Raw genomic sequence first — 26,369 nt, 5'->3', positions numbered from 1 at the left:
TCGTGCTCAACGCCGGCTCGGCGATGTAGCGAGGTCCGGACCGGGCGTCAGACTCCTCCGGGGTGGGGTCCGCTGCTCCGGAGGCGGGCCAGGTCGGCCGCGTCCTTCGCCCGACGGGGCCGAGCCGGCATCCACACCGGGAACATCTCCTTGAACTCGATCTGGGCGGCGGCACTGATGATCGGCGCGGCCAGCAGGCCGATGCGACCCGGTCCGGCGTCCAGCATCCCCTCGGGCAGCGGGGTGCCGGCCCACGGCCCGGCGCCGACCACCACCCGGCCCTCGGCGTCCCGGTCCAGGTACGCGAAGCTCAGCTCGACGTCGTCCCGGCCCACGTCGAGCTGGAGGGTGGCCGGCATCCGCGGGTCGGGTCGCCAGCCCTCCCCGGCGAGCAGGGCCGACAGTGCGTCGGCGTCGTGCCGCCAGCAGTACCAGTCGACGTCCACGTGCGGCCGGGTCACCACGCCGAGGTGGAAGTCCATCGCCCAGCCGCCGCGCAGCCACAGCGCGATACCGGCCCGTCCGGCCAGCGCCGTCACCTCGCGGATCGCGTCGAGTTGCCGCTCCGCCAGCCCGTCCCCGTCCACGCGGTGACGCTACCGCCCAGCGGCAGACCGCGACCGCTCAGCCTGGTCATGCTCGACGCCAGTTTCGGCGATGTGGCGGGGGCCGGGGCCGGTCGACACCACGGTGTCGCCGAGCCGGCGTGGGCCGAGGCGATACCCACCCGGCGAGCGGCGGGTCAGCGGGGGAGGCGGCTGGTGAGCGTGGTGACGCCAGGGAGGCGGGCATCGGTGGGGAGGCGGCGCAGGGCGGCCCGGTCGTCGTAGAGGGTCCACCGGAGGAAGTCGATGGTGGTGGCGAGGACCTGGGGGAAGCCGGGGTTTCCCGGGATCAGGTACTCGCCGTGGCCCTGACCGCGAAGGCTCAGGAAGGCGGCCGGCCCGACCGCGCGGGCGTACGCGGCCCGGCCGACCGACTCGGGCACGATCGGGTCGGCGGCCCCGTGCACGAACAGCAGCGGCGCCACCGGACCGGCGAAGCTGCCGGCCAGCCCGCCGCCGGCGAGCACGATCCCGGAGCGCAGCCGGGCCGGGTGCCCCGAGGTGAACATGCCGGCCGTGGTGAAGCCGCCCGCCGAGTGTCCGGCCGCGGCGATCCGGTTGACGGCGAGGTGCCCGGCGAGCGGGTCGTCCCGGCGGGTGTCGAGGCGTACCAGGTGGCGGATCAGCCGCCAGCCGTCGGCGGGCTGGTTGCGGACGTCCGCGCGGGTGAAGTCCCGCGCCCGCAGGTTGGTACGCGGGAAGATCGGCGCCGCCACCACGAAGCCGGCGGCGGCCCAGCGGGTGGTCAGCGGGGCGTGCAGCTCGGGAAGGCTGCGCAGCCCGTGGCTGTAGATCACCACCGGGAACCGCCCGGCGGCCACCGGTGCTCCGGCCCGTACGCTCGGCCCGGTCTCCGCCCCCGGGGCGCTGGGCGCGGCGGTTGGGGTCGATGGCGGGCCGCCCGGCGGGATGGTTGAGGTCGACGGCAGGACGGTGGGGGTCGACGGCGGGCCGGTGGACGCCGGGTACCAGACGGTGACCGGCAGCGGCCGGGGACCGCCCGCGTCGACGACGAACTGCCGCACGCCGACCGGGTAGGCCGGCTCGGGGGCGGCTGGGATGGCGGGTGCGGCCGCACCGCGGGTCGTCGCGGTGGCCGGACCACATCCCGCGAGCAGCGCCGTCACCAGCGCGGCGACCAGCCGCTGCACCCTCACCACTTCACGGTAGGCGGCCGGGTGGCCGGTGCGGCCCGGACGTCCGGACCGAGCACCGTCACCACCTGGCCGACACGCCTCCACCGGCCGGACCGTGTTGTGGTCGCCGGCCCGGCGGAACAGCCTCCGCTGGACGAGCTTCGCTAGGGTCACGCGCATGGCTGAGAACTACACCGACCCGAGCGGCAACACCGCGCAGTTCCGCGCCTTCGTCGAGTCGCCCGACACGGCAGCGGTGGCGGAGGCGCCGTCCCGGCTGCCGCTGATCGCCGGCATCGGCGTCGCCGTGGTGGTGGTCGCCGTGGTGGCCTGGCTGGCGCTGAGCTGAGCCCTCGCCGGCGACCGTGGCAGCAGCCGTCCGACACTCCGCCGCGGGTGGTCGCGAGGGTCACCTGCCCGGACCGGTCGCCGGGCCAGTGAAAGACGGGCAGCCAGCCGGCCGCCTCAGCCGCGCGAGCCGAGCACGTCCCGGGTCTCCCGGGCGATCTCCCGCTCCTCGTCGGTCCGGATCACGCAGACGGTGACCTCGGCCCCGTCGGGGGAGATCACCCGGTCGCCGGTGCCGTCGTTGCTGGCCGGTTCGACGGCGATGCCCAGCCGGTCCAGCCCGGCCAGCGCGGCGGCGCGGACCGGCGCGGCGTGCTCGCCGACGCCGGCGGTGAAGGTGACCGCGTCCACCCGTCCGAGCAGCGCGTAGTACGCGCCGACGTACTCGGTGATCCGGCGGCAGTAGACGTCGAAGGCGAGGGCGGCGGCGGGATCCCCGGCGTCCCGGTGGGCCAGCACCTCGCGCATGTCGTTGGCCCCGGCCAGGCCGAGCAGGCCGCTGCGGTGGTTGAGCAGGTCGTCGATCTCGTCCACACCCATCCCCGCTTCGCGGCGCAGGTGGAAGATGACCGTCGGGTCGAGGTCCCCGCTGCGGGTACCCATGACCAGGCCCTCCAGCGGGGACAGGCCCATCGAGGTGGCCACGCTCCGTCCGCCCTGGACCGCGCAGGCGCTCGCCCCGTTGCCCAGGTGCAGGGTGACCGTGTTGAGCTCCGGGTACGGCCGGTCCAGCAGTTCGGCGGTGCGCCGGGAGACGTACGAGTGCGAGGTGCCGTGGAAGCCGTACCGGCGGACGCCGTACCGCTCGGCGGTGTCCCGGTCGATCGCGTAGGTGGCTGCGGGCTCGGGCAGCGTGTGGTGGAACGCGGTGTCGAAGACGGCGACCTGCGGGGTGTCCGGCAGGACCTCCCGGGCCACCCGGATGCCGGCCAGGTTGACCGGGTTGTGCAGCGGGGCGAGCGGCACCAGGTCCTCGATGGCGGCGAGGACCGGGTCGTCGATCAGCGTCGGCTCGCTGAACCGCCGGCCGCCGTGCACCACCCGGTGCCCGACCGCGGCCAGCCCGTCGAGGTCGAGCCGGTCGATGATCTCCCGTACCGCGCTCGCGTGGTCGGGCGGCCCGCCGCCCGGCTCACCCACCCGCTCGATCTTGCCCTTGTCCCGGACCTCCTCGCCGTCGTACAGCCGGTACTTGACCGACGAGGAACCGCAGTTGAGCACCAGCACCCGATCGGTCACGCGACCCCCTCCGACGACGCGGCGGCCTGGATGGCGGTGATGGCCACGGTGTTGACGATGTCCGGCACGGTGGCACCCCGGGACAGGTCGTTCACCGGCCGCCGCAGGCCCTGCATGACCGGGCCGACCGCCACCGCTCCGGCCGAACGCTGCACCGCCTTGTACGTGTTGTTGCCGGTGTTCAGGTCCGGGAAGACGAACACGGTCGCCCGGCCCGCCACCGGGCTGTCCGGCAGCTTGGTGGCCGCGACCTGCGGGTCGATGGCCGCGTCGTACTGGATCGGGCCCGCCACCAGCAGCTCCGGCCGGCGCTCCCGGACCAGCTTGGTGGCCGCCGCGACCTTCTCCACGTCCGCCCCGAAGCCGGAGTCGCCGGTCGAGTACGACAGCATCGCCACCCGGGGCTCGATGCCGAACCGGGCCGCCGTGTCGGCCGAGGAGATGGCGATGTCGGCGAGCTGGGTGGCGTCCGGATCCGGGTTGACCGCGCAGTCGCCGTACACCAGCACCCGGTCGGCCAGCAGCATGAAGAAGACGCTGGAGGCGACGGAGACGCCCGGCACGGTCCGGATGATCTCGAAGACCGGCCGGATGGTCGCCGCGGTGGTGTGGGTGGCGCCGGAGACCATGCCGTCGGCACGCCCGGAGTGCACCATCATCGTGCCGAAGTAGTTGGGCTGCGCCACGATGTCCTGGGCCAGTTCGGGCGTGACACCCCGGTGCGTGCGGAGCCGCGCGTACTCGGCGGCGAACTCGTCCCGCCACTCGCTGGCGACCGGGTCGACCACCTGCGCGCCGCCGATGTCGACGCCCAACTCGCGGGTGCGCCGGGCGACCTCTGCCGGCCGGCCGAGCAGGGTCAGGTCGGCGACGCCCCGGTGCAGCAGGATCTCCGCCGCCCGCAGGATGCGCTCCTCGGTGCCCTCCGGCAGCACCAGCCGCCGGCGTCGCCCCCGGGCCCGGTCGATCAGGTCGTTCTCGAACATCAGCGGGGTGACCCGCGTGGAGCGGCTGACCCGGAGCCGCCGGGCCAGGTCGACCGTGTCCACGCAGCGTTCGAAGGCGCCGAGCGCCGCCTCCACCTTGCGGGGGTTGGCCACGCTGGGCCGGCCCTCGATCCGGCTGGACGCCTCGACCGTGGCGTAGCTGTCGCTGGGCACCGACAGCACGGCCAGCCCGGTGTTCAGCCGCTCGACCAGCCGCATCGCCCGAGGGTCGGGCTGCTCGCCGAGGGTGAGCACCAGCCCGGCCAGCGAGACCTGCCCGGCCACGTGCGCGGCGCCCGCCGCCACCAGCAGGTCGGCCCGGTCGCCGGGGGTGATCACCAGCGCGCCGTCGGTCAGGTGGTCCAGCAGGATGGGCACGTGCGCCGCGCCCACCACGTAGTCGAGCACGTCGCGGTCCAGCGCGGCGTCGTCCCCGGCGAGCAGGGTGGCGCCGAGCGCCGCCGCCACCTCGGCCACCGTCGGCGCCGACACGGCCGGCACCTCCGGGATCGCGTACGCGGGGACGGGCAGGTCGGGCAGGGTCATCGGCCCGGGCACCCGGTTGGCGACCACCGCCAGGACGGTCGCCCCCAGGTCCTCCAGGTCGTGGTACGCCCCGCGTACCGCCGCCGCGACCGCCTCGGGCGGCTGGCCGAACCCGTCGACCACGGGCACCACGACACTGCCGAACTCGGTGGCCAGCCGGGCGTTGAACGCCAGCTCGCGTGGGCCGGCGCCGTCCCCGTCGGCGAAGTCGCTGCCCACCACGACGACCGCGGGGCAGCGCCGCTCCACCTCACGGTAGCGGGCGACGATCCGGGAGATCAGCTCCTCCCGCCGGCCGTCCGCGACCAGCGCGGTGGCCTCGGCGTACGTCGAGCCGTGCAGCGCGTCGATCGGCAGCTCCACCCGGTAGCGCTCGGTGAGCAGGGCCAGGATCTGGTCCGGGCCCTGGCCCGCGACCAGCGGCCGGAACGCGCCGATCCGCTCGACCTGCCGGGACAGCAGCTCCGCCAGCCCGAGCGCGACGGTCGACTTGCCCCCGCCCGAGCCCACGCTGGTCAGGTACACGCTGCGTGCCACGACCTCACGCTACAAGATCGTGGTGGCCCCCGCCCGGGTCCTTGTGCCCGGGGCCGACGGCCCCTTCCCGCTCAGGACGAGGTTGGCGCGGCCGGCCGGGGGTCCTGGCGCACGTCGCTCTCGTCGATGGACTCCGCGGCCAGGAACAGCGCGTCGCTCTTCGCCACCCAGGCGGCCCCGAAGGCGAACACGGCGACCGTCTCGCACCACAGCACCGGCTTGAGCGTGTGCCGCAGGTCCGCGGGCAGTCGGGTGCTCGCCAGCGCGAACGTGATCGCCAGCAGGATGAGCCCGCCGCAGACGCGGTAGAACCGGACGGCCGTCGGGCGCGGCGGCACCCCGACCCGGTCCGGGCGGGTGAACAGGAAGAGACAGAAGACCGCGAGGAGCAGAAAGAGCCCTGCGGCGGCGATCTGGTGCACCACGCCGAACGTTCGATCGCTGTGGCTGGTGGTGCCGGCCGGCGCGCCCACGGTGGTGGGAAAGAGCGCCACCGCGATCGCCAGGACCCCGGCGACACTGCCCAGCGCGTCGTCGGGCCGGCGGTACCGGTAGGCGATCAGGAACACCCCGACGGCGCACAACGAGCCGACGAAGACGTCGCGCATCTCGGTGTGGTAGTAGGCGCTGAGCGAGTCGAGCAGGGTGAGCCGGCGGGCCACGATCAGGTGACCGACCACCAGCACGACCGGCAGTGCGATGCCGACGGAGCCGATGCCGAGACGCAGGTGGCGTACGGTCACGGCGTCCTGCGGCGGCTTGCGGAGTTCGGGATCCATCTCCGCCTCCCTGGCTTCGGGCGGGGCGTGGGTCCTCGGCGGACCCTGGGCGCTGCTCTCCAGTGGACGCCAGGGAACGGCCCGCCGTCAATGCGTCACGGTCAGTCCTCGTCCTCGTCGTCCAGCCGGGCCAGCCAGGTGGCGAAGCGCTCGATCGGGGTCTCGAACTCCGGGTTCAGGTCGACGAAGTCGCGCAGCCGTTCGCCCAGCCACTCCATGCTGACCTGCTCGTCGCTCCGGCGCTCGACTAGTTCCTCGATGCCGCGGTCGGTGAAGTACATGATCAGTCCTCTCAGCAGAAAGGGGTCGCCACGCGACCGGGGCAGCGGCCGTCGTACGGTCGCTGCCCCGGTGCTGGCGGTGCGGTCAGGTCACGGGCGGGGGAGGGCCGCCTCGATCAGCGCGCCTTGCTCCACCTCGTGCATCTTCGCCGAGCCGACCGCCGGGGCGGCGGCGGCCGGGCGGGAGATGCGGCGCAGCCGGACGCCGTCCAGGTGCTCCAGCAGGTTGAGCGCGACGAACGACCAAGCGCCCTGGTTGGCCGGCTCCTCCTGGACCCAGGCGAAGTCCTCGGCGTTCGGGTACTGCGCCAGCGCGGCCCGGATCTCCTCGACCGGCAGCGGGTAGAGCTGCTCCATCCGGATGATCGCGGTGTCCGAGACGCCCCGCTCCTGCCGGGCCTGGAACAGGTCGTAGTAGACCTTGCCCGAGCAGAGCAGCACCCGCTTCACCTGCTCCGGCGCCGGGCCGGCGGTGTCCCGCAGGACCGGCTGGAAGGTGCCCGTGGTGAAGTCCTCCACCGGCGACACGCAGAGCTTGTGCCGCAGCAGCGACTTCGGCGTGAACACCACGAGCGGCTTCCGCTTCGGCGAGAGGGCCTGACGGCGCAGCAGGTGGAAGTAGCTCGCCGGGGTGCTCGGGATGGCCACCCGCATGTTGTCCTCGGCGCAGAGCTGGAGGAACCGCTCCGGGCGGCCGGAGGTGTGGTCCGGGCCCTGGCCCTCGTGGCCGTGCGGCAGCAGCAGGGTCACCGCGGAGCGCTGGCCCCACTTCACCTCGCCGGAGGAGATGAACTCGTCGATCACCGACTGGGCGCCGTTGACGAAGTCACCGAACTGGGCCTCCCAGCAGACCAGCGCGTTGACGTTCTCCACCGAGTAGCCGTACTCGAAGCCCATCGCGGCGTACTCGGACAGCAGCGAGTCGTGCACGAAGAACCGGGACCGCTCGCCGTCGCCGGTGAGCGACTTCAGCGGCAGGTAGTCGTCGCCGGTCTTCGAGTCGACGATCGAGGCGTGCCGCTGGACGAAGGTGCCGCGACGCGAGTCCTGCCCGGCGAGCCGGACGGTGACCGCGTCGTGCAGCAGCGAGCCGAACGCGATGATCTCGCCGAAGCCCCAGTCGATGCCGCCCTCGACCGCCATCCGGGCCCGCCGGTCCAGCAGCTGCTGGATCCGCTTGTGCGGGGTGAAGCCCTCCGGCAGGTTGACGTGCGCCTCGCCGATCGCCTTGACGACGGCCGCGTCGGTCGCGGTCCCGACCTGCGGCTCCGGCTCCACCAGCCGGGGCGGCCGGCTGAGCTGGCGCGGCGTGGTGGCGGCGTCCCGGGTGGCCTTGAAGACCCGCTCCAGCTGCGCCTGGTAGTCGCGCAGCAGCTCCTCCGCGTCCTCCACGGTGATGTCACCCCGCCCGATGAGCTCCTCGGTGTAGAGCTTCCGGACCGACCGCTTCGAGTCGATGATCTGGTACATCTGCGGGTTGGACATCGACGGGTCGTCGCCCTCGTTGTGCCCGCGCCGGCGGTAGCAGACCATGTCGATCACGACGTCCTTGTTGAACGCCTGGCGGTACTCGAAGGCGAGCCGGGCCACCCGGACGACGGCCTCGGGGTCGTCGCCGTTGACGTGGAAGATCGGCGCCTGGATCATCCGGGCCACATCGGTGCTGTAGAGGCTGGACCGGCTGTATTCCGGGGCGGTGGTGAAGCCGACCTGGTTGTTCACCACCACGTGCACGGTGCCGCCGGTGCGGTAGCCGCGCAGCTGGGACAGGTTCAGCGTCTCGGCGACCACGCCCTGACCGGCGAACGCGGCGTCACCGTGCACCGCCAGCGGCAGCACAGTGTAGCCCTCCAGCTTGAGGTCTATCCGGTCCTGCTTGGCCCGGACGATGCCCTCCAGCACCGGGTCCACGGCCTCCAGGTGCGACGGGTTCGCCACCACCGAGACCTTGACCGCGTGCCCGCCGTCCGGGGTGGTGAACTTGCCGTTCTGGCCGAGGTGGTACTTCACGTCGCCCGAGCCCTGGGTGGAGCGCGGGTCGAGGTGCCCCTCGAACTCGGAGAAGATCTTCTCGTATGGCTTGCCGACGATGTTGGCCAGCACGTTGAGCCGGCCGCGGTGGGCCATGCCGATGACGACCTCGTCCAGCCCGGCCTCGGCGGAGCACTCCAGCACCTCGCCGAGGAGCGGGATCAGCGACTCGCCGCCCTCCAGCGAGAAGCGCTTCTGGCCGACGTACTTGGTCTGCAGGAAGGTCTCGAACGCCTCGGCCGCGTTGAGCCGGTTGAGCACGTGCTTCTGCTCGTCCGGGGTCGGCTTCTCGTACTTGCGCTCGACCCGCTCCTGGAGCCAGCGCCGCTCCTCCGGGTCCTGGATGTGCATGTACTCGATGCCGACCCGGCGGCAGTACGAGTCGCGCAGCACGCCGAGGATCGAGCGCAGCTTCATCCGCTGCTTGCCGGCGAACCCGTTGACCGGGAACACCCGGTCGAGGTCCCACAGGGTCAGCCCGTGCTGGAGGACGTCCAGGTCCGGGTGCTTGCGGATCTTGAACTCCAGCGGGTCGGTGTCGGCCATCAGGTGGCCTCGGACCCGGTACGCGTGGATCAGCTCGTGCACCCGCGCGGTCTTGTTGATCTGGCCCTCGCTGTCGACGGCCACGTCCCGCACCCAGCGCACCGGCTCGTACGGGATGCGCAGCGAGGTGAAGATCTCGTCGTAGAAGCCGTGCTCGCCGAGCAGCAGCTCGTGCATCACCTTGAGGAACTCGCCGGACTGGGCGCCCTGGATGATCCGGTGGTCGTAGGTGCTGGTCAGCGTGATGATCTTGCTGACCGCCAGCTCGGCCAGGGTCGCCTCGCTCATGCCCTGGTAGGGCGCCGGGTATTCCATGGCGCCGACGCCGATGATGGCGCTCTGCCCCTGCATCAGGCGCGGGATCGAGTGGACCGTGCCGATGCCGCCCGGGTTGGTCAGCGAGATGGTCGTGCCCGAGTAGTCCTCCATGGTCAGCTCGTTGCGGCGGGCGCGCCGGACCACGTCCTCGTACGCCTGCCAGAACTGGCGGAAGTCCATCTGCTCGCAGGCCTTGATGGAGGGCACCACCAGGTTGCGGGAGCCGTCCGGCTTGGTCAGGTCGATGGCGATGCCGAGGTTGACGTGCTCCGGGCGGACCATCGCCGGCTTGCCGTCGACCTCGGCGTAGGAGTTGTTCATCTCCGGGTGCTCGATCAGCGCCCGGACCAGCGCGTACCCGATCAGGTGGGTGAAGCTCACCTTGCCGCCGCGGCCGCGGGCCAGGTGGTTGTTGATCACGATGCGGTTGTCGACCAGCAGCTTCGCCGGGACCGCGCGCACGCTGGTCGCGGTCGGCACGGACAGCGAGGCGTCCATGTTCTGCACGATCTTGGCGGCCACCCCGCGCAGCGGGGTGGTGCCGGCGGCGGTTGCGGTCGGGGCCTTGGCGGCCGGCTTGGCCGGGGCGGCCTTGGCGGCCGGCGCGGCGGCAGGCTTGGCGGGGGCCGGGGCGGCCTTGGCCGCGGCGGCCGGCTTCGCGGCGGCCCGCTCGGCGGCCGGCCGCTGGGCCACGGTGGCCACCGCCTCCTGCTGCTCGGCGGGCTCCGGCGTCGCGGCCGGCTTGGCCTGGCCGTCGGGGCGCGGAGTGGCGGCACCGGGGGCCGGCTTGTAGTCGGCGAAGAAGTCGTGCCAGGCCGAGTCCACGCTCGAGGGGTCGGAGAGGTAGCGCTGGTACATCTCCTCGACGATCCACTCGTTCGGGCCGAAACCCGCCAGTGGGTTCTCCTGCGAAGTCTGCTGGGTCGACACGGCCGCTGATCGCCTCTTTCACGCGGGTTCGTTATGTCACGCGGTGTCCTCCGTGCCCGAATGGCCGGCGCACGGAAGACGGGTCAAGGCTACGCCGTACGAATGGCGCAGGCATTCTCGCCTCCGGCTGGTGGTCCGTTTCACAGAAGATGCCAGAAGTTTGACAAACGCTGTGTGTCCCGCCGGCTCCTGCTATGCGACGAACGGCCCCGGTCGGTGACGCCTGGTCACCCACCGGGGCCGTTCCCGGACCCGCCTCAGGCGATGTCCCGCCGTCGGGTGATCAGGACCCCGCTGACCCCGCTGACCAGGGCGTAGCCGACCAGCACCAGGGCACCCACCCACCACGCCGGAGTGAACTGGCTGGGTTCCCCGCTGATCATCACCTGGGAGGCGACGGCCGGCCAGACGACCTGCCACTTGATCACGGCCTCGTTGTCGAGCCAGTTGGAGACCAGGAAGAAGAGCAGTTGCACGATCTGGGTGCCGACCAGGTAGAGCACCGCCGCGGTGATCACCGCGCCGAGCTGGTTGGGGATCAGCGTCCCGATGCCCACCCCGAGGCTGGTCCAGATCGCGTACGCCAGCAGGTTGAGCAGCAGGGCGCGCTGCACGTCCCACTCGCCGAGCTGGGTGCCGTGGCCGTCCAGGGACAGGAAGGCCGCCCCGGCGAGCAGGTCGAGCACCGTGGTGGCCAGCCAGAAGCCGAAGCCGAGCAGCGATGCCGCGCCGAGCTTGGCGAGGATCACCGAGGTGCGCCGTGGCGTGGTGAGGAACGTGGTGGTCGCCGTCTGGTGGAAGAACTCGTTGGTGACCATCAGGATGCCGATGAGCATCACGAAGAGCAGCCCGAGGTACTGCCCGGAGGTGTAGACGTTCGCCGCCTGCGCCGCTGCGGTCGCCTGTTCGCCGGTGACCCCGATCTCCTCGCCCCGGCCGCTCAGCGTGGTGTGCGCGAGCCAGGCGTTCACCGCGAAGGCCACCGCGGTGGCGAGGAAGGCCCCGATCGCCAGCAACCACCAGGTGCTGGTCGTACGGATCTTGAGCAGCTCGGATCGGACCAGGTTCATCGGATCTCCGCCTTTCCGGCCGTCAGTTCGAGGAAGACCCCCTCCAGGTCGGGGCGCTCGGTGGTCAGCTCGTGCAGCTCCACCTTGGCGGCCAGGGCCACCCGGCCCACGGTCGGCGCGTCCACCCCGGTGACCAGCAACGCGCCCTGGCCGTCGGCGTCCACCGTGGCCGACTGCTCGCGCAGCGCCGCGGTCAGCTCCTCGGCCTGCGGGGTGCGTACCCGCACCCGCGCGCCGTGCGTCATCGAGCCGATCACCTGATCCACCGGCCCCTGCCGGACCAGCTTGCCGGCCGCGATGATCACCACGTCGTCGGCGAGCAGCTGCATCTCGGAGAGCAGGTGGCTGGAGACCAGCACGGTCCGGCCCTCGGCGGCCAGCCCCTTGAGGAAGCCGCGCATCCAGCGGATCCCCTCCGGGTCGAGGCCGTTGGCCGGCTCGTCGAGGATCAGCACCTGCGGGTTGCCGAGCATCGCGGCGGCGATCCCGAGCCGCTGCTTCATGCCCAGCGAGTAGCCCTTGAACTTGCGCTTCGCCGCCGGGGTGAGCCCGACCAGCGCGAGCGCCTCGTCGGCCCGGTGTCGGGGCAGGCCGGCCGCCGCGCAGATCACCCGCAGGTGGTTGATCCCGGTGCGGCCCTTGTGCGCGCTGGACGCCTCCAGCACCGCGCCGACCGAGCGCAGCGGGTCGGCCAGGTCGGCGTACCGGTGGCCGCCGATGGTGGCCCCGCCGGCGGTCGGCGTGACCAGGTTGAGCAGCATGCGCAGGGTGGTCGTCTTGCCGGCGCCGTTCGGGCCCAGGAAGCCGGTCACCCGCCCCGGCTCGACGGTGAAGGACAGATTGTCGACCGCCCGGACGTTCTTGTACTGCTTCGTCAGTCCGGACACCACGATCTGGCCGGTCCCGGTGCTGGGGCTCCACTGCCCGTCGGACATCGTTCTCCTCTCCTGGCACGGCGCGCGGGCGCGCCGGTGGGGACGCCGTTGCGGGGGCGCCGTGGGACAGCCTGGCAAGCCCGTGCAAGCCGGTCAATCAGGCGCGATGCGTACGGCCTCCTCCCTCGGGGGCAGGAGGCGATCATCCCCAGGGAGGAGTCAGGCCGGTGGTAGGGCGATCCAGGTGGCGCGGGCGTACCCGAGCAGGGTGCCGTCCGGGCCGTAGAGGCTGGAGTGGACCTCGGCCTTGCGGCCCTCCCCGCCGACCATGGCGCCGGTCACCACGCATTCGTCGCCGGGACGCGGCAGCGCCGCGACCACCGCCGCGATCCGCCCCAGGACGTACGGGCGGCCGGGCGCGATCACCGCCCAGCCGCCGGGGCAGTCCAGCGCCGCCCAGACCGTCGCGGGCACGACCTCGGCCGGGGCCCGGAACGGCGCCGCGGTCCGGCCGTCCGGCAACCGGCCGGGGAAGATCCGGAGCCCGTCCGGGTTCTCCGGGCCGCAGACGTAGCAGCCGGGGAAGGGGTGCTCCACCAACCCCGGGTACGCCTTCGCGGCGGCCGCCGCGGTCGGCCGGTCCACCGGCGGGACCACGGCGGTGAACTCCTCGACCCGGCGTACCTGCGCGATCACCTGGCCGTCCGGGGCGCGTACCGCGCCGTCCACTGCGGTCAGCGGGGTCTCCAGCGGAGGTGGCTTGCGCAGGGTGACCTCCACCGGCCCCCGGTCGTCGACCGCCGCCGCGAAGACCCCGGCACTCCAGCCGCCGTTGCCCGAACCGGCCGGCCCGTGGAAGCGGGACTCGATGATCATGCAACTCCTCCAACCCTGCCCCCGGCCCCGCCCGCGGGCCCCCTCGCCAACCCCGCCCCGGCAGCCTCCCACGCCGCCCCACCCGGGCCACCGCCCATCCCGTCGATCATGAGGTTGGCGGTCACGAACCGGACGAAACGTGCGGCCAACGCCATGATCGGTACGGCTGGTGGCAGGCGGTGGGCTGGCGTTCACCGGATCGACACCCTTCGTCCCCGGGGGTGGCAACCCGGGCCCCTTACACAGGTAGCCATGGCTGTTCTGCACGCCGCTGGCGCACCCCTCACGACCAGCGGATACACCCTGCTGATCGCCGACGACCCGGCGCTGGTCGCGGCCGCCCAACGCCTCCGTCACGAGGTGTTCGCCACCGAACTCGGCGCGACCCTGGGGCCGGGGGCCGCCGGACTCGACACCGACGAGTACGACGCCCACTGCGACCACCTGGTCGTGCTGCGGGAGGGCACCGACGAGGTGATCGGCACGTACCGCCTGCTGCCGCCCGGCCGCACGGACCGCCGGTACGCCGAGGGCGAGTTCGACCTGGCCGCGCTCGCCCCGCTCCGGGACGACCTGGTCGAGGCGGGCCGCTCCTGCGTGCACCCGGACCACCGCTCCGGCGCCGTGCTCAATCTGATGTGGGCCGGCATCGCCCGCTACCTGCATTTGCGCGGGTCGCGCTGGCTCGGCGGCTGCGCCTCGGTGCCGGTGGCCGACGGCGGTACGGCGGTCGCCGAGGTCTGGGCCCAGGCCACCGCCCGCCACCTCGCCCCGCCGCCGCTGCGGGTCGCGCCCCGCCGTCCGTGGTTCGCCGAGGCGCCGGCCGCCGTCGACCCGGCCACCCTGTCGTCGGCCGAGCGCCACGCGCTGGTCCCGCCGCTGCTCCGCGGATACCTGCGGCTCGGCGCCTGGATCTGCGGCGAGCCGGCGTACGACCCGGACTTCGACTGCGCCGACTTCTACGTACTGCTCTCGCTGGACCGGATGAACCCCCGCTACCTGCGCCACTTCCTGGGCGAGGGGACCTCGTGACCGCCGCGGAGCTGTGGCGGCCGACCTCGGGCTGCGGGTCGTGGTGCCTGCCCGCCGCCACCGGGTCCACCGTGTCGCGCCCGCGCCGGGTGGCCCGGCTGTTCGGCGTGGTCGGGATGCTCCTGGCCGGGGTCGGGGTGGCCGTGCTGCTGCCGGTGCTGCCCGCCCGGGACCGGCAGGCCGCGCTGCGCGGCTGGGCCCGGGGGACGCTGCGCGCCCTCGGCGTGCGGCTGGTGGTCCGCGGCCGGGCGCCGCGCCGACCCGCTCTGTTGGTCGCCAACCACGTCTCCTGGCTGGACATCCTCGCGGTGCTCGCGGTCGCCCCGGCCGGGATGCTCGCCAAGCGGGAAGTCCGGGACTGGCCGGTGGTGGGCCCGCTGGCCGCCGCGGCCGGCACGGTCTTCGTGGACCGGTCGCGACCGCGCGACCTGCCCGCCACCGTCGGCCGGGTGGCCGCCGCGCTGCGCACCGGGACTCCGGTGGCGGTCTTCCCAGAGGGCACGACCTGGTGCGGCGAGGCCGCCGACTGCCGGCCACGCGGCGGGTTCCGGCCGGCCATGTTCCAGGCCGCCGTGGACGCCGGCGCACCGATCGTCCCGCTCCGCATCGACTACCGGTACGCCGGCGACCCGACCACCCTGGCCGCGTTCCTCGGCGAGGAGACGCTCTGGGCATCGGTGCGCCGGGTGCTCGCCGCCCGGGACCTGACCGTGTCGGTGGTGGTGGCCACCGCGTTGCACCCGGCCCAGGACGCGGACCGGCGGCTGCTGGCCCGCGCCGCCGAGTCGGTGGTCCACCTGACGCCGGCCCGGCCGGTGGCCCTCGGCCGGCCCGCCCCGTTGGGTGGCCTCCTGCCGGTGCCCGTCGGAGCGGTGGCGCTGCCGTCCGGCCGCGGTCTCGCGGTGCCGGCCAGACCCGGTCTCGTCGCCCCGGCCGGGACGGCAGCGGCGGCGGCCGCTGCGGGGCTCGACACCCGGGAGGTGGCGCTGGACCGGGCCGCCTGACGCAGTCGCGACACTATCTTGTTCAGTCGCGATGTATCGCGTTATGCTCCTCCTGTCACTCGACGTGCCGTGGGTCGGCACGTCATTGAGGGGAGGACGTCATGGCCAGCTGGACGGTCGACAGCCCGCAGCGGCTCACCCTGGACGGGCCGGTCACCCGGCTCGACGTACGGCTGGTCACCGGCCGGCTCAACGTGGTCGCCACCGACGGCCCGGCCCGGATCGACGTCACCCGGGTCAGCCGTCGGCCGGTCATCGTGGAGCACCGCGACGGTCGCCTGTTCGTCGGGCACGAGCGACACCCGCGTTGGCCCGGGTTCCTCTGGTGGCTCGGCCAGCTCGGCCGCCGGTTCCGGGCCGAGGTCTCCGTCGCCGTACCGGCCGACGTGCTGGCCGACCTGCGGCTGGTGGACGGCTCGCTGGTCGCCTCCGGCCTGCGCCGGGACACCCAGGTCGACGTCACCTCCGGCCAGATCACCCTGATGGGGCTGCGTGGCCGGACCACCGCCAAGGTCACCTCCGGGCCGGTGGAGGCGCTCGGCGTCGCCGGCGACGTCTCCCTGGAGACGGTCTCCGGCGAGGTGATCCTCGCCGAGAGCGCGCCCGGCCGGGTGCACGCGCACACCGTCTCCGGCTCGATCACCTGCGACCTGGACAACCCCCGGGGCAGTGAGATCCGGCTCAGCGCCATCTCCGGCAGCATCACCGTCCGGGTTCGGGAGGACAGCGACCTCACCGTCGACCTGCACACCGTCTCCGGCCGGATCACCAGTGGCTTCCCGCAGGTGCGCGGTCGCGGGGGGCTCGGCGCGATGAAGGACAGCCACGGGGTGCTGGGCACGGGCGGCGGTAAGCTCTGGGCGTCCGCGACCTCCGGCAGCATCGCGCTGCTCGCCCGGCCCGTCGAGGACGCCGACGACCTGGAGGAGCTGCCGTGACCGCCGTGTTCAGTCACGGGCGGCTCCGGCTCTACCTGCTCAAGCTCCTCGACGAGGGCCCGAAGCACGGCTACGAGCTGATCCGCCTGCTGGAGGACCGCTTCCTCGGCCTCTACGCGCCCAGCGCCGGCACTATCTACCCCCGCCTGCAACGGCTGGAGGTCGAAGGGCTGGTCACCCACACCGCCGCGGGCGGCCGGAAGGTGTACGAGATCACCGAGACGGGTCGCGCCGAGCTGCGGCAGCGCGCCGACGAGCTGGCCACCCTGGAGTCGGACATCACCGCCTCCGTCGAGGACCTCTCCGCCCTGGCCGGCGAGATCCGCACCGAGGTGCGCGGCTCGGTGCGCGACCTCAAGCGGGAGCTGCGCGAGGCGGCCCGGCAGACCCGGCGTACGCACTGGGAGCCGCCACCCACCCGGCCCGCCGCCGACGGTGGCCCGCGCGCGCCCGGCGAGTCGCCGCTGCTCGCCGAGTTCGACCAGCGGCTGGCCGAGTTCACCGTCGAGGTCGGCACGCTGGTCCGCGCCGGGCGGCTCACCGACACCCAGCTGCGGACGGCGATCCGGCTGCTCGACGGCGCGCTGGACGGGCTGCGCCGGCTGCTCCGCTGAGCCGTCACCGGGGCCGGTCGGCTCACAGGTTGTTTCCAGCATCCACCCAGCGCCGCCGCAGGCAGAGCGCGGATGATGGGGGCCATGGTGGCTACCCAGACCGAGGCCCGACTGCTGGTCGTCGAGGATGATCCCAACATCCTCGAACTGCTCTCCGCGAGCCTGCGCTTCGCGGGCTTCGACGTCGCCACCGCGACCAGCGGCAGCGCTGCGCTGAACGCCGCCAAGGACCACCGGCCCGACCTGGTCGTGCTCGACGTGATGCTGCCCGACCTGGACGGCTTCGAGGTGATCCGGATGCTCCGTGAGGGCGGCACGCGTACCCCGGTGGTCTTCCTGACCGCGCGGGACGCGACCGACGACAAGATCCGGGGGCTGACGCTGGGCGGCGACGACTACGTCACCAAGCCGTTCAGCCTGGAGGAGTTGACCGCCCGGATCCGGGCCGTGCTGCGGCGTACCGCCACGGGCGAGCAGGCCCCCTCCCGGCTCACCTTCGCCGACCTGGAGCTGGACGAGGAGACCCACGAGGTGCACCGGGCCGGCCAGCGGGTGCAGCTCTCGCCGACCGAGTTCAAGCTGCTGCGCTACCTGATGCTCAACGCCAACCGGGTGCTCTCCAAGGCGCAGATCCTCGACCACGTCTGGAACTACGACTTCCGGGGCGACGACAACATCGTCGAGTCCTACATCTCCTACCTGCGGCGCAAGGTCGACAACACTGAGCCCCGGCTCATCCACACCCTCCGGGGCGTCGGCTACGTGCTGCGTAAGCCGGCGGCGTGAGCCTCGTCCACGACGCGAAGAGGTGGCTGCGCACCATCCCGCTGCGGGTGAAGCTGGTCGCCTCGGTGCTGGCGCTGGTCGCCGTGGCTCTGGTCGTGATCAGCGCGCTTACCGCCTTCTTCCTGCAGAGCTACCTGGTGAGTCGGGTCGATGACGAGCTGAACACGTACCTGAACCGGGTCGAGCAGGTGCCGCTGTCCAGCGAAACGGCCCAGGACAACACTCTGCCCAGCGACTATATGGCGGCCTTCGCCAGCCTGACCAGCGGCAAAGCCAACGTCTTCTGGGACAAGAGGCTCTCCGAGGACGACCTGCCTGGCTCGCTCAACCAGTTCCCCTGGTACCAGGAGCACGCCGGTAAGGGTGCCTTCACCACCGATGCGGCCGATAAGCACCTGCGCTGGCGGGTAGTGATCAAAAAGGTCGATGACGAGCACTACATTGCGGTCGGGCAGCACATCACCGACGTGGACATGGCCGTCAAGCAGCTGATCTGGATCGACCTGCTGGTCGGTGGATCGGTGCTGATCATTTTGGCGTCGGTGGGTGCGGCGATCGTGCGTACCAGTCTCAAACCGCTCGTGGAGATCGAGCGGACCGCGGCGGCCATCGCCGGCGGTGACCTGACCCGACGGGTGCCCGACCCGGAGGAGGGTCGGGCCTGCCCGACCTCGGAGCTGGGCCGGCTCTCCCGGGCGCTGAACGCGATGCTCGCCCAGATCGAGGCCGCCTTCACGGCCCGGGCCGCGTCCGAGGCGGCGGCGCGCAGTGCCGAGGTCAGCGCCCGGGACGCCGCCGCGGCGGCGCAGGCGTCCGAGGCGCGGGCCCGCCGCTCCGAGGAGCGGATGCGGCAGTTCATCGCGGACGCCTCGCACGAGCTGCGTACCCCGCTGACCACGATCCGGGGCTTCGCCGAGCTGTACCGGCAGGGCGCGGCCCGCCAGCCCGAGGAGACGGCCGGCCTGCTGCGCCGGATCGAGGACGAGGCGGCCCGGATGGGGCTGCTGGTGGAGGACCTGCTGCTGCTCGCCCGGATGGACCGGGAGCGGCCGATCGCCCTCGCCCCGGTCGAGCTGCCGGTGCTGGCCTCCGACGCGGTGCAGGCGGCCCGGGCGGTGGACCCGGAGCGCCGGATCGAGCTGGAGATCGAGCCCGGCGCCGGTCCGCTCGTGGTGCTGGGCGACGACGCCCGGCTGCGGCAGGTGATCGGCAACCTGATGACCAATGCGCTCACCCACACCCCGACGGACGCCTCGGTGACGCTGCGGCTGCGCGTCGAGCCGGGCAACCTGGCCGTGGTGGAGGTGGCGGACACCGGTCCGGGGCTCACCCCGGAGCAGGCCGAGCGGGTGTTCGAGCGGTTCTACCGGGTGGACGCGGCGCGGACCCGCCGGGCCGGCGGGCCGATCAGCACCGGGCTCGGGCTGGCCATCGTCGCCGCGCTGGTGGCGGCGCACCACGGCATGGTCGAGGTGGCCGAGACGCCGGGCGGCGGGGCCACCTTCCGGGTGAAGTTGCCGCTGCTGCCGCAGTCACCCGAGTCCGGCGAGTGACTTTCAGAGAACATTCAGGCACGTTCCAGGCTGGTCGCAGTGCCAGGGGGGAAGGTGGATCCATGACCGACCACGAGACCGATCCGCAGCGGTCGCCGGCTCCCGCCGACGCCGAGCCGTCGCACCCCACCGCCGAGCTGCCCCGCGCCGAGAGTGGGCACCCGGACTCCACCGTCACCCCGGCCGCCGCGCCGGTTCCGGCCGACTCCCCGGCCGCCGGAACCCTGGCCGACGCCGACGCCGACGCCGACGCCGACGCCGACGCCGGTCGCTCCGACGCACCGGCCGCCGACGCTGGTCGCCCCGGCGTGCCGACCGTCGACGCCGGTCGTTTCGACGCACCGGCAGCCGACGCTGGTCGTTTTGACGCGCCGGCCGCCGACCTCGGTCGCACCGACCCACCGGCCCCGCCGGCCAGCCCGTACGCGCCGGTGTCGGCGCCGTCGTACCCCACCTCCGGGCAGCCGCAGCAGCCCAGCCCGTGGGCCGCCGGGCAGCAGCAGGGCGGCTGGGCCGGGCCGCACTACTCCCCGCACGCCGGCGGGCCGGTCCCGCCGTACCAGCAGCACCAGCCGTACCTGGGCGCGCAGCCGCATCAGGCCGGCCAGGCGCACCAGCCGTACCCGGGTGCGCAGCCGCACCAGGCCGGTCAGCCGGGCCTGCCGTGGGGCGCGCCCCAGCCGGCGCCGCGGCCGAGCCGGGCCGGGAAGTTCATCGGTGCCGCCGCCCTGGGCCTGGCGCTGATGCTCGGCTCCGGGGTGGCCGGTGGGGCGCTCGCGCTCGCCCTGAACGACGGGAACACCATCACCCGTACCTACTCGGCCGCGCCCGTGATCAACAGCGCCGACCTGCCGAAGATCGCGGCCTCCGTCCAGGACAGCATCGTCACGATCATGACGGGCAGCGGTGAGGGCTCCGGGGTGATCCTCAGCGCCGACGGGTACGTGCTGACCAACAACCACGTGGTCGCCTCCGCCAGTGGCGACACGGTGAAGGTGGTCTTCGCCGACGGCAAGAACGCGCAGGCGAAGATCGTCGGCACCGACCCGAAGACCGACCTCGCGGTGGTCAAGGCCAGCGGGGTCAGCGACCTGAAGGCGGCCAAGTTCGGCGACAGCGACGCCATGCAGGTCGGTGACCAGGTGCTCGCCCTGGGCAGCCCCCTCGGCCTCCAGGGTTCGGTGACCGCCGGCATCCTGAGCGCCCGCGACCGCACCATCCAGGCCGGCGAGGGCGGCCAGCAGATGGACCCGCGGCAGGGCGCCAGCTCGATCTCCGGCCTGCTGCAGACCGACGCCCCGATCAACCCGGGCAACTCCGGCGGCGCGCTGGTCAACACCCGGGGTGAGGTGATCGGCATCAACACCGCCATCGCCACCGCCGGGCAGGGCAGCAACGGCAACATCGGTGTCGGCTTCGCCATCCCGAGCAACAAGGCCAAGGACGTCGCCGAGAAGCTCCAGCGCGGTGAGAAGGTCAGCCACCCGTCGCTCGGCGTCAGCGTGAACGCCGCCGAGGCCGGTGGCGCCATGGTCGCCTCGGTCACCCCGGGCAGCGCGGCCGAGAAGGCCGGGATCCAGCGGGGTGACGTGATCACCAAGTTCGGCGACAAGGCGATCAACGACTCGAACGACCTGGTCGGCGCCGTCCAGGCGGGCAAGGTCGGCGACCGCGTCCAGGTGGAGTTCAAGCGCAACGGTTCGACGCAGAACGCAACCGTGACGCTCGCCGAGTCGTCCTAACCAACAGACCTGCCTCCTCCGTGGGCGGCGGGTGCCGGAGTCAAGGGGGTTGGCTCCGTCACCCGCCGCCCATTTTCCTGCGCTCACCCGCCCCGGGTGAGCCGGGCTCACCCCGTCCGGCGGCACCCTCGACGCACGGCAAACCGCACGGGAGGGGACGTCATGACGACCACGACCGCCGTCCGTACCGACCAGGAGATCCAGCGGGACGTGCTCGCGGAGCTGGACTGGGACGCGCAGACCCAGCCGACCGAGATCGGCGTGACCGTCGCCGACGGGGTGGTGACGCTCACCGGCCAGGTAGACAGCTACGCCCGGCGCTGGGCGGCGGAGCGCTGCGCGCACCGGGTACGCGGGGTCCGGGCGGTCGCCAGCGACCTCGAGGTACGGCTGCCCGCCGCGGAGGAGCGTACCGACGCCGACATCGCCATCGCGGCCAGCCGGGCGCTGGAGTGGGACAGCTTCGTCCCCGCCGACCGGCTGGACGTGACCGTCGCCAACGGCTGGGTCATGCTCCGCGGCGAGGTGGAGTACGGCTTCCAGCGGCGTACCGCCGAGCGGGAACTGCGCCGGCTGCGCGGCGTACGCGGGGTCACCAACCTGATCGAGGTCCGTCCGCCGGCCCCGTCCAGCGACGAGCAGAACCGGCGGGACCTGCAACGGGTGCTGCTCCGACGGACCGGCACGGCACGGATCAGGGTCGGGGTCACCGGGGACACCGTGGTGCTCGACGGGGTGGTCCGCTCCTGGTGGCAGCGGGAGGAGGCGGAACGCGCGGCCTGGACCATGCCCGGCGTACGCGAGGTGCACGACCGGATCGTGGTGGCCGCCTGAGCCCGTTTGCCGCCGATCGGGGTGGGAAAGCGACGCCGATCACGGATGCCAGGGACCATCGGGAGGACTCGTGGCCGTGAATCATCAGCCGGACCTGGCCCGGGGGCGGCCGTTGCGGATCGCGATGGTGGTGCCGCCGTGGCTGTCGCTGCCGCCGCCCGGCTACGGCGGCGTGGAGCAGGTGGTGACCGGGCTGGTGAACGGTCTGGTCGACCAGGGGCACCGGGTCACCGTCTTCGGCGCCGGCCGGGACCACGGCACCGCCGCCGAGTTCGTCTCCACCTGCGACGACCTCCAGTACGACCGGCTGGGCGAGTCGCTGCCCGAACTGGCCCACCTCGCTCAGGTCAACCGCCTGGTGGACCCGGCCGGCTTCGACGTCGTCCACGACCACACCACGATCGGCCCGCTGGTCGCCGGCCGGCGGTCGGTGCCCACCGTGGCCACCGTGCACGGCAACCCGGTGGGGGAGTTCGGCACCATGCTCGGCATCGTCGACGAGGGGGTGGGCCTGGTGGCAATCTCGCACGCGCAGCGTCGGGCGAACCCGGGGCTGCCCTGGGTGGGCACGGTGCACAACGCGATGCCGCTGCGGGACTTCCCGCGCAAGCGGACCCCGGGCGAGGGGCCGGTGCTGTGGCTGGCCCGGTTCAGCCCGGACAAGGGGCCCGACGTGGCGATTCGCGCCTGCCGGGCGGCCGGGCTGCCGCTCACCCTGGCCGGCAAGTGCAACGAGCCGGCCGAACGCCGCTACTTCGAGCAGGTGGTGGAGCCGCTGCTGGACGACGACGTCAGTCTGGTGCTGAACGCCGACCGGGAGGCCACCCTGCAACTGCTGCTGGACGCCCGCTGCCTGATCATGCCGATCCAGTGGGAGGAGCCGTTCGGCATGGCCATGCTGGAGGCGATGGCGACCGGTACGCCGGTGGTGGCGCTGCGCCGGGGCGCGGTGCCGGAACTGGTCCGGCCCGGGCTGACGGGGCTGCTCTGCGAACACGCCGACGAGCTGCCGGCGGCGCTGCGCGACTCGATCCTGCTGGACCCGACCAACTGCGTGGCGCACGTCGCGGAGAACTTCTCGGCGGAGCGGATGGCGCTCGGCTACGAGTCGGTGTACCGCCGGTTCATCGCCGCCGCCGTGCGGACCGGCCAGCCGGAGACGGCTCGGGTCGCCGCGGGATGACCGGTCGGTCGGCGGCGAGCGGCCGCCGCACCCGCCCCGGCCGGCGGGCTCGCCGTCAGGTGCGGGCCGCGACCAACTCCGCCGCGGCGGCGTCGAGCTGGCGGGCGTACCCAGGGCTGATGCTGCCCTCGCGCTGACGCTCGCCGATCTTCGCACGGAGCCAGTCCACCGCGGCGGTCAATGCGCCCTCGCCGCTGGTGGCGGTGGCGTTGCGCAGCAGGTTGCGCAGGTCGACGCCGACGTCGTCGCGGATCTGGCCGGCCACCAGCCCGGCCTCGATCAGCCCGTCCACCCGGCCCGCGACGTCGACCAGGCCACCGACCGGTGGCAGCACGGGCACGGTGCTGGTCGCGGGGGCCGGCCGGGTCGGGCTCGGGGGTGCTGGAGCGTCCGCCGTGCCGCGGGTCGACGGCGCCGCCGAGGGCACCACCGGCCCGGCCGTCGGCAGTACCCGGGGCATGGGTTCCCGGTCCGGGACCAGGGCGGGCACCAGCAGCGCGGCACCGCCGACCACCATCCCGCCAGCCGCCAGGAGCCTCCTCGACCGGCGGCGGTCGACCGCCCGGCGGGGCCCGGCCGGGTCGCTGGCGTTCGCACCCGGCCGGCCGGCGGGGGCCGGGTTGGGCTGCGGCTGCGCCGGGGTGGGGAGCGCCATGGCCGAGGCAAGCACGGTGGCGGCCTGCGGGCCAGCGGGCCGGAGCTGGTCCCGTAGCGCGGCCGCCACCTGGTGCGCGGTGGGCCGCCGCCGTGGGGCGCGGGCCAGGCACCGCAGGCAGATCTCCGCGACCGGGGGCGGCAGACCGGGTACGTCCAGCGCCGACGGGCCGCCCTCGGCCAGCGCCGCGCCGAGCTGCTCCCAGGTGTCCGCCGGGTACGGCACCTGGCCGCTCAGCGTCTCGAAGAGCAGCACGCCCAGCGAGTAGACGTCGGTGGCCGGTTGGGCCGGGGCGCCGTCCAGCCGCTCCGGCGCCACGTACGCGGGGGTGCCGAAGGTGCCGCCGTCCTCGTCCTCGTCCGGCGCGCCGACCCGGGTGGCGATGCCGAAGTCGAGCACCTTCGCGCCGACCTGGGTCAGCATCACGTTCGCCGGGGTGATGTCCCGGTGGACGATGCCGAGCCGGTGCGCCGCCGCCAGCGCCTCGGCCACCTGGGCGCCGACCTCTACCGCCTCCGCCCAGGGCAGCGGCCCCGCGGTGAGCCGGTGCTCCAGCCCCTCGCCGCCGAGCAGCTCCATCACCACGAACGAGGTGATGGTGCCGTCGGGTGCCACCGTCTCGCCGTAGTCGTGCACGGCGGTGACGTGCGGGTGCACGAGCTGGGCGGCGGACCGGGCCTCCTCGCGGACCAGGCCCCGGAACCGGGCGTCGGCCGCGAGCGCCGGGGCGAGCACCTTCACCGCGACGATCCGGTCGAGCACCTCGTCCCGGGCCCGCCAGATCACCGACATGCCACCGGCCCCGATCTGGTCGATGAGCCGATACCTGCGGGCCAGCATCGTGCCGGCGTGCAGTGACGCCTTCACCTCGCACCTGCCTAGGCTTGGGAGCGCTATCAGGTTGCGGGAATGTGCCCGGCGTGTCAACGGCTGTCCGGTCCCGGGTCGCGCGGCGCGCGGCCCTTCTCACGCCGGGTGACCGCGCGGGTCACGCGAGGCGGCTCCGGCCGGCCGCCCTTCCGCCTCGTGCCAGGATGAACGCCATGGCAGGGGGTCCGGTGGCGTTCGTGCTCGGCGGTGGCGGAGTGCTCGGCGCGGTCGAGGTCGGCATGCTGCGCGCGCTGTTCCGGGCCCGGATCCGGCCCGACCTGGTGCTCGGCACCTCGATCGGCGCGGTCAACGGCGCCCTGGTCGCCGCCGACCCGAGCGAGGCCGTCACCGACCGGCTGGTCCGACTCTGGGCCTCGCCCGAGGCCAGCGAGGTGTACGGAGACTCCGTCGCCCGGCAACTGCGCCGCTTCGCCGCCCGTAGGCACCTGCACTCACCCCGGCCGTTGCGCCGGCTGCTGGAGAGCGAACTCGGCGAGGACACCACCTTCGCCGACCTCAAGGTCCCCTTCCGCTGCTGCGCGGCGAACATCGAGCGGGCCGCCGAGCACTGGTTCCACAGCGGGCCGGTGGTGCCGGCGGTGCTCGCCTCCGCCTCGGTGCCTGGGCTGCTGCCACCGAAGGAGATCGACGGCCAGCACTACATCGACGGCGGGGTGGTGAACTCCATCCCGGTCGGGGAGGCGGTCGCCCTCGGCGCGAAGCAGATCTTCGTGCTCCAGGTGGGTCGGATCGAGCGGGCGCTCACCCCGCCCCGCCGGCCCTGGGAGATCGCTCAGGTGGCCTTCGAGATCGCCCGCCGGCACCGGTTCGCCCGCGAGATGGCGGCGCTGCCCGAAGGGGTGGAGGTGCACGTGCTGCCCACCGGCGGGCTGGAGCCGCGCGACGACACCCCGTGGGCGTACCGGGACATGGCGGCGGTGGGGCGGCGGATCAGCCGCGCGTACACCGCCTCCCGTCGCTACCTGGACACCCGACTGGAGCGCTGATGCCGCTGCCCCCGCGGTGGGTACGCCGGTTGCTGCTGGCCCCCGGCGTGGTGCTGCTCGCGGTCGCGGTGCTGACGACGCTGCCGGCCTGGGCGTTGCTGGCGCTGGCCGCCTCGCCGCTGGTGCCGGGGCGGCTGCGACCGCTGCGGCTGCTCTGGATCGTCACCGTCTACCTGGTCTGGGACGCGGCCGCGCTGCTCGCCCTGTTCGTGCTCTGGGTGGCCGCCGGCTTCGGGGCGCGCAAGCGCTCGCCGGCCTTCCAGCGGGCGCACTACCTGCTCGCCGGCCACTTCCTGCGGGTGCTGTTCTGGCAGGCCCGCTGGGCGCTGCGGTTGCGTATCGACGTGGTCGGCGCCGACCCGGACACCGCCCTGCCCGGCCGCCCCGAGCTGGTGCTCTGCCGGCACGCCGGGCCCGGCGACTCGTTCATTCTGATCCACGCGCTGGTGAACTGGTTCCACCGGGAGCCCCGGATCGTGCTCAAGGCGGCCCTCCAGTGGGACCCGGCGATCGACGTCCTGCTCAACCGGTTGCCCAACCGGTTCATCGCGCCCGGGGCGGACGGCCGGGAGACGATGCTTGAGCAGATCGGCCACCTCGCCACCGACCTGGACGACGACGACGCGTTCGTGATCTTCCCGGAGGGCGGCAACTTCACCCCGAGCCGGCGGCTGCGGGCCATCTCCCGGCTGCGGGCGCTCGGACTGGACCGGATGGCGTCGCGCGCCGAACGGATGCAGCACGTGCTCGCCCCGCAGCCGGGCGGGCTGCTCGCCGCCCTGGACGCCGCCCCGGACGCCGGGGTCGTCTTCGTCGCGCACACCGGGCTGGACCGGATGCTCACCGTGACCGACGTGTGGCGGGAACTGCCGATGGACAAGCGGATCGTGATGCGGTTCTGGTCGGTGCCGCCGGAGGACATCCCGGTGGGGCGGCAGGAACGCATCGACTGGCTCTTCGACTGGTGGTCGCGGATCGACCGGTGGATCGCGGCCAACCGGGACGGGGTGGCGGGCCCAGCAAACCCTCGGTGACGCGGGTGGCCACG

The 26,369-nt window shown here is 73.4% G+C and carries 23 protein-coding genes; 12 read left to right on the top strand and 11 right to left on the bottom strand.

The annotated features are described in order from the left end of the window. Positions 1-47: 47 nt before the first annotated feature. On the bottom strand, positions 48-587 hold the full coding sequence (locus A6A27_RS12245; RefSeq protein ID WP_073834709.1) for a nucleotidyltransferase domain-containing protein: 540 nt from the start codon (positions 585-587) through the stop codon (positions 48-50). A 155-nt stretch (positions 588-742) separates the two neighbouring features. Then, positions 743-1,762 carry an alpha/beta hydrolase family protein gene (locus tag A6A27_RS12240; protein WP_073834946.1) on the bottom strand — a complete coding sequence of 340 codons (1,020 nt, stop codon included), beginning with the start codon at positions 1,760-1,762 and terminating at the stop codon, positions 743-745. 157 nt (positions 1,763-1,919) lie between these two features. Between A6A27_RS12240 and A6A27_RS44955 the strand changes: the two genes are divergently transcribed. After that, positions 1,920-2,090 carry a hypothetical protein gene (locus A6A27_RS44955; protein ID WP_198940278.1) on the top strand — a complete coding sequence of 57 codons (171 nt, stop codon included), beginning with the start codon at positions 1,920-1,922 and terminating at the stop codon, positions 2,088-2,090. A 116-nt stretch (positions 2,091-2,206) separates the two neighbouring features. Here A6A27_RS44955 and A6A27_RS12235 read toward each other — a convergent pair whose 3' ends face one another. The 8 genes from A6A27_RS12235 to A6A27_RS12200 form a co-directional block, all read right to left on the bottom strand. After that, complete coding sequence (locus A6A27_RS12235; RefSeq protein ID WP_073834708.1) at positions 2,207-3,328, bottom strand: acetate/propionate family kinase; 1,122 nt, start codon at positions 3,326-3,328, stop codon at positions 2,207-2,209. Beyond that, positions 3,325-5,397, bottom strand: a complete 2,073-nt coding sequence (gene pta, locus A6A27_RS12230) for a phosphate acetyltransferase (RefSeq protein ID WP_073834707.1) — start codon at positions 5,395-5,397, stop codon at positions 3,325-3,327. The genes A6A27_RS12235 and pta overlap by 4 nt, the downstream gene beginning before the upstream one ends. Before the next feature lie 71 nt (positions 5,398-5,468). Further along, positions 5,469-6,176: a hypothetical protein gene (locus tag A6A27_RS12225; RefSeq protein WP_073834706.1), complete on the bottom strand. Its 708-nt coding sequence runs from the start codon at positions 6,174-6,176 to the stop codon at positions 5,469-5,471. 101 nt (positions 6,177-6,277) lie between these two features. Next, positions 6,278-6,457: a DUF6104 family protein gene (locus tag A6A27_RS12220; protein WP_073834705.1), complete on the bottom strand. Its 180-nt coding sequence runs from the start codon at positions 6,455-6,457 to the stop codon at positions 6,278-6,280. 90 nt (positions 6,458-6,547) lie between these two features. After that, positions 6,548-10,282, bottom strand: coding sequence for a multifunctional oxoglutarate decarboxylase/oxoglutarate dehydrogenase thiamine pyrophosphate-binding subunit/dihydrolipoyllysine-residue succinyltransferase subunit (locus tag A6A27_RS12215; RefSeq protein ID WP_073834704.1), 3,735 nt, complete (start codon positions 10,280-10,282; stop codon positions 6,548-6,550). Between the two features lie 257 nt (positions 10,283-10,539). Next, positions 10,540-11,352 carry an ABC transporter permease gene (locus tag A6A27_RS12210; RefSeq protein WP_073834703.1) on the bottom strand — a complete coding sequence of 271 codons (813 nt, stop codon included), beginning with the start codon at positions 11,350-11,352 and terminating at the stop codon, positions 10,540-10,542. Beyond that, entirely contained in the window at positions 11,349-12,287 is a 939-nt protein-coding gene (locus tag A6A27_RS12205; RefSeq protein WP_073834702.1) for an ABC transporter ATP-binding protein, read from the bottom strand. The genes A6A27_RS12210 and A6A27_RS12205 overlap by 4 nt, the downstream gene beginning before the upstream one ends. 159 nt (positions 12,288-12,446) lie before the next feature. Continuing rightward, positions 12,447-13,103 (bottom strand): hypothetical protein, encoded by a 657-nt coding sequence (locus A6A27_RS12200; protein ID WP_073834701.1) that lies wholly within the window; start codon positions 13,101-13,103, stop codon positions 12,447-12,449. Between the two features lie 252 nt (positions 13,104-13,355). Between A6A27_RS12200 and A6A27_RS12195 the strand changes: the two genes are divergently transcribed. From A6A27_RS12195 to A6A27_RS12155, 9 genes are all read left to right on the top strand, one after another. Next, positions 13,356-14,135 carry a GNAT family N-acetyltransferase gene (locus A6A27_RS12195; RefSeq protein ID WP_073834700.1) on the top strand — a complete coding sequence of 260 codons (780 nt, stop codon included), beginning with the start codon at positions 13,356-13,358 and terminating at the stop codon, positions 14,133-14,135. Further along, positions 14,132-15,139: a lysophospholipid acyltransferase family protein gene (locus A6A27_RS12190; protein ID WP_143193980.1), complete on the top strand. Its 1,008-nt coding sequence runs from the start codon at positions 14,132-14,134 to the stop codon at positions 15,137-15,139. The genes A6A27_RS12195 and A6A27_RS12190 overlap by 4 nt, the downstream gene beginning before the upstream one ends. A 101-nt stretch (positions 15,140-15,240) precedes the next feature. Continuing rightward, the gene (locus A6A27_RS12185) at positions 15,241-16,077 is read left to right on the top strand and encodes a DUF4097 family beta strand repeat-containing protein (protein WP_073834699.1); all 837 of its coding nucleotides are present in this window, start codon (positions 15,241-15,243) and stop codon (positions 16,075-16,077) included. After that, a complete protein-coding gene (locus A6A27_RS12180) occupies positions 16,074-16,691 on the top strand; it encodes a PadR family transcriptional regulator (RefSeq protein ID WP_073834698.1) in 618 nt (205 codons plus the stop codon). Before A6A27_RS12185 ends, A6A27_RS12180 begins: the two co-directional genes overlap by 4 nt. A gap of 84 nt (positions 16,692-16,775) precedes the next feature. After that, positions 16,776-17,477, top strand: coding sequence for a response regulator transcription factor (locus A6A27_RS12175; RefSeq protein WP_073834697.1), 702 nt, complete (start codon positions 16,776-16,778; stop codon positions 17,475-17,477). Beyond that, complete coding sequence (locus tag A6A27_RS12170; RefSeq protein ID WP_073834696.1) at positions 17,474-19,030, top strand: HAMP domain-containing sensor histidine kinase; 1,557 nt, start codon at positions 17,474-17,476, stop codon at positions 19,028-19,030. Before A6A27_RS12175 ends, A6A27_RS12170 begins: the two co-directional genes overlap by 4 nt. Before the next feature lie 62 nt (positions 19,031-19,092). Then, positions 19,093-20,772, top strand: coding sequence for a trypsin-like peptidase domain-containing protein (locus tag A6A27_RS12165; protein ID WP_073834695.1), 1,680 nt, complete (start codon positions 19,093-19,095; stop codon positions 20,770-20,772). A gap of 162 nt (positions 20,773-20,934) precedes the next feature. Next, positions 20,935-21,606, top strand: a complete 672-nt coding sequence (locus tag A6A27_RS12160) for a BON domain-containing protein (protein ID WP_073834694.1) — start codon at positions 20,935-20,937, stop codon at positions 21,604-21,606. A gap of 70 nt (positions 21,607-21,676) precedes the next feature. Then, a complete protein-coding gene (locus A6A27_RS12155; protein WP_073834693.1) occupies positions 21,677-22,789 on the top strand; it encodes a glycosyltransferase family 4 protein in 1,113 nt (370 codons plus the stop codon). A 55-nt stretch (positions 22,790-22,844) separates the two neighbouring features. On the opposite strand, the gene A6A27_RS12150 is transcribed toward A6A27_RS12155, so the two are convergent. Then, the gene (locus tag A6A27_RS12150) at positions 22,845-24,311 is read right to left on the bottom strand and encodes a serine/threonine-protein kinase (RefSeq protein WP_241825239.1); all 1,467 of its coding nucleotides are present in this window, start codon (positions 24,309-24,311) and stop codon (positions 22,845-22,847) included. Between the two features lie 176 nt (positions 24,312-24,487). Here A6A27_RS12150 and A6A27_RS12145 point away from each other — a divergent pair, with 176 nt between their 5' ends. Further along, the gene (locus A6A27_RS12145) at positions 24,488-25,321 is read left to right on the top strand and encodes a patatin-like phospholipase family protein (protein WP_073834692.1); all 834 of its coding nucleotides are present in this window, start codon (positions 24,488-24,490) and stop codon (positions 25,319-25,321) included. Beyond that, the gene (locus A6A27_RS12140; RefSeq protein ID WP_073834691.1) at positions 25,321-26,355 is read left to right on the top strand and encodes a 1-acyl-sn-glycerol-3-phosphate acyltransferase; all 1,035 of its coding nucleotides are present in this window, start codon (positions 25,321-25,323) and stop codon (positions 26,353-26,355) included. Before A6A27_RS12145 ends, A6A27_RS12140 begins: the two co-directional genes overlap by 1 nt. The last annotated feature ends 14 nt before the right edge of the window (positions 26,356-26,369 follow it).

The sequence above is a fragment of the Micromonospora sp. CB01531 genome, from assembly GCF_001905095.1.
Taxonomy (GTDB): domain Bacteria; phylum Actinomycetota; class Actinomycetes; order Mycobacteriales; family Micromonosporaceae; genus Micromonospora.
The sequence above is the reverse complement of the archived record's forward strand: the minus strand, read 5'-3'. Positions and strand labels throughout refer to the sequence as shown.

Bases quoted from the DNA above. Each gene is read 5' to 3' on its own strand.
- A6A27_RS44955 (WP_198940278.1), top strand. From the start codon at position 1,920: ATGGCTGAGAACTACACCGACCCGAGCGGCAACACCGCGCAGTTCCGC.
- A6A27_RS12225 (WP_073834706.1), bottom strand. From the start codon at position 6,176: ATGGATCCCGAACTCCGCAAGCCGCCGCAGGACGCCGTGACCGTACGC.
- A6A27_RS12220 (WP_073834705.1), bottom strand. From the start codon at position 6,457: ATGTACTTCACCGACCGCGGCATCGAGGAACTAGTCGAGCGCCGGAGC.
- A6A27_RS12210 (WP_073834703.1), bottom strand. From the start codon at position 11,352: ATGAACCTGGTCCGATCCGAGCTGCTCAAGATCCGTACGACCAGCACC.
- A6A27_RS12205 (WP_073834702.1), bottom strand. From the start codon at position 12,287: ATGTCCGACGGGCAGTGGAGCCCCAGCACCGGGACCGGCCAGATCGTG.
- A6A27_RS12200 (WP_073834701.1), bottom strand. From the start codon at position 13,103: ATGATCATCGAGTCCCGCTTCCACGGGCCGGCCGGTTCGGGCAACGGC.
- A6A27_RS12195 (WP_073834700.1), top strand. From the start codon at position 13,356: ATGGCTGTTCTGCACGCCGCTGGCGCACCCCTCACGACCAGCGGATAC.
- A6A27_RS12185 (WP_073834699.1), top strand. From the start codon at position 15,241: ATGGCCAGCTGGACGGTCGACAGCCCGCAGCGGCTCACCCTGGACGGG.
- A6A27_RS12175 (WP_073834697.1), top strand. From the start codon at position 16,776: ATGGTGGCTACCCAGACCGAGGCCCGACTGCTGGTCGTCGAGGATGAT.
- A6A27_RS12165 (WP_073834695.1), top strand. From the start codon at position 19,093: ATGACCGACCACGAGACCGATCCGCAGCGGTCGCCGGCTCCCGCCGAC.
- A6A27_RS12160 (WP_073834694.1), top strand. From the start codon at position 20,935: ATGACGACCACGACCGCCGTCCGTACCGACCAGGAGATCCAGCGGGAC.
- A6A27_RS12145 (WP_073834692.1), top strand. From the start codon at position 24,488: ATGGCAGGGGGTCCGGTGGCGTTCGTGCTCGGCGGTGGCGGAGTGCTC.
- A6A27_RS12140 (WP_073834691.1), top strand. From the start codon at position 25,321: ATGCCGCTGCCCCCGCGGTGGGTACGCCGGTTGCTGCTGGCCCCCGGC.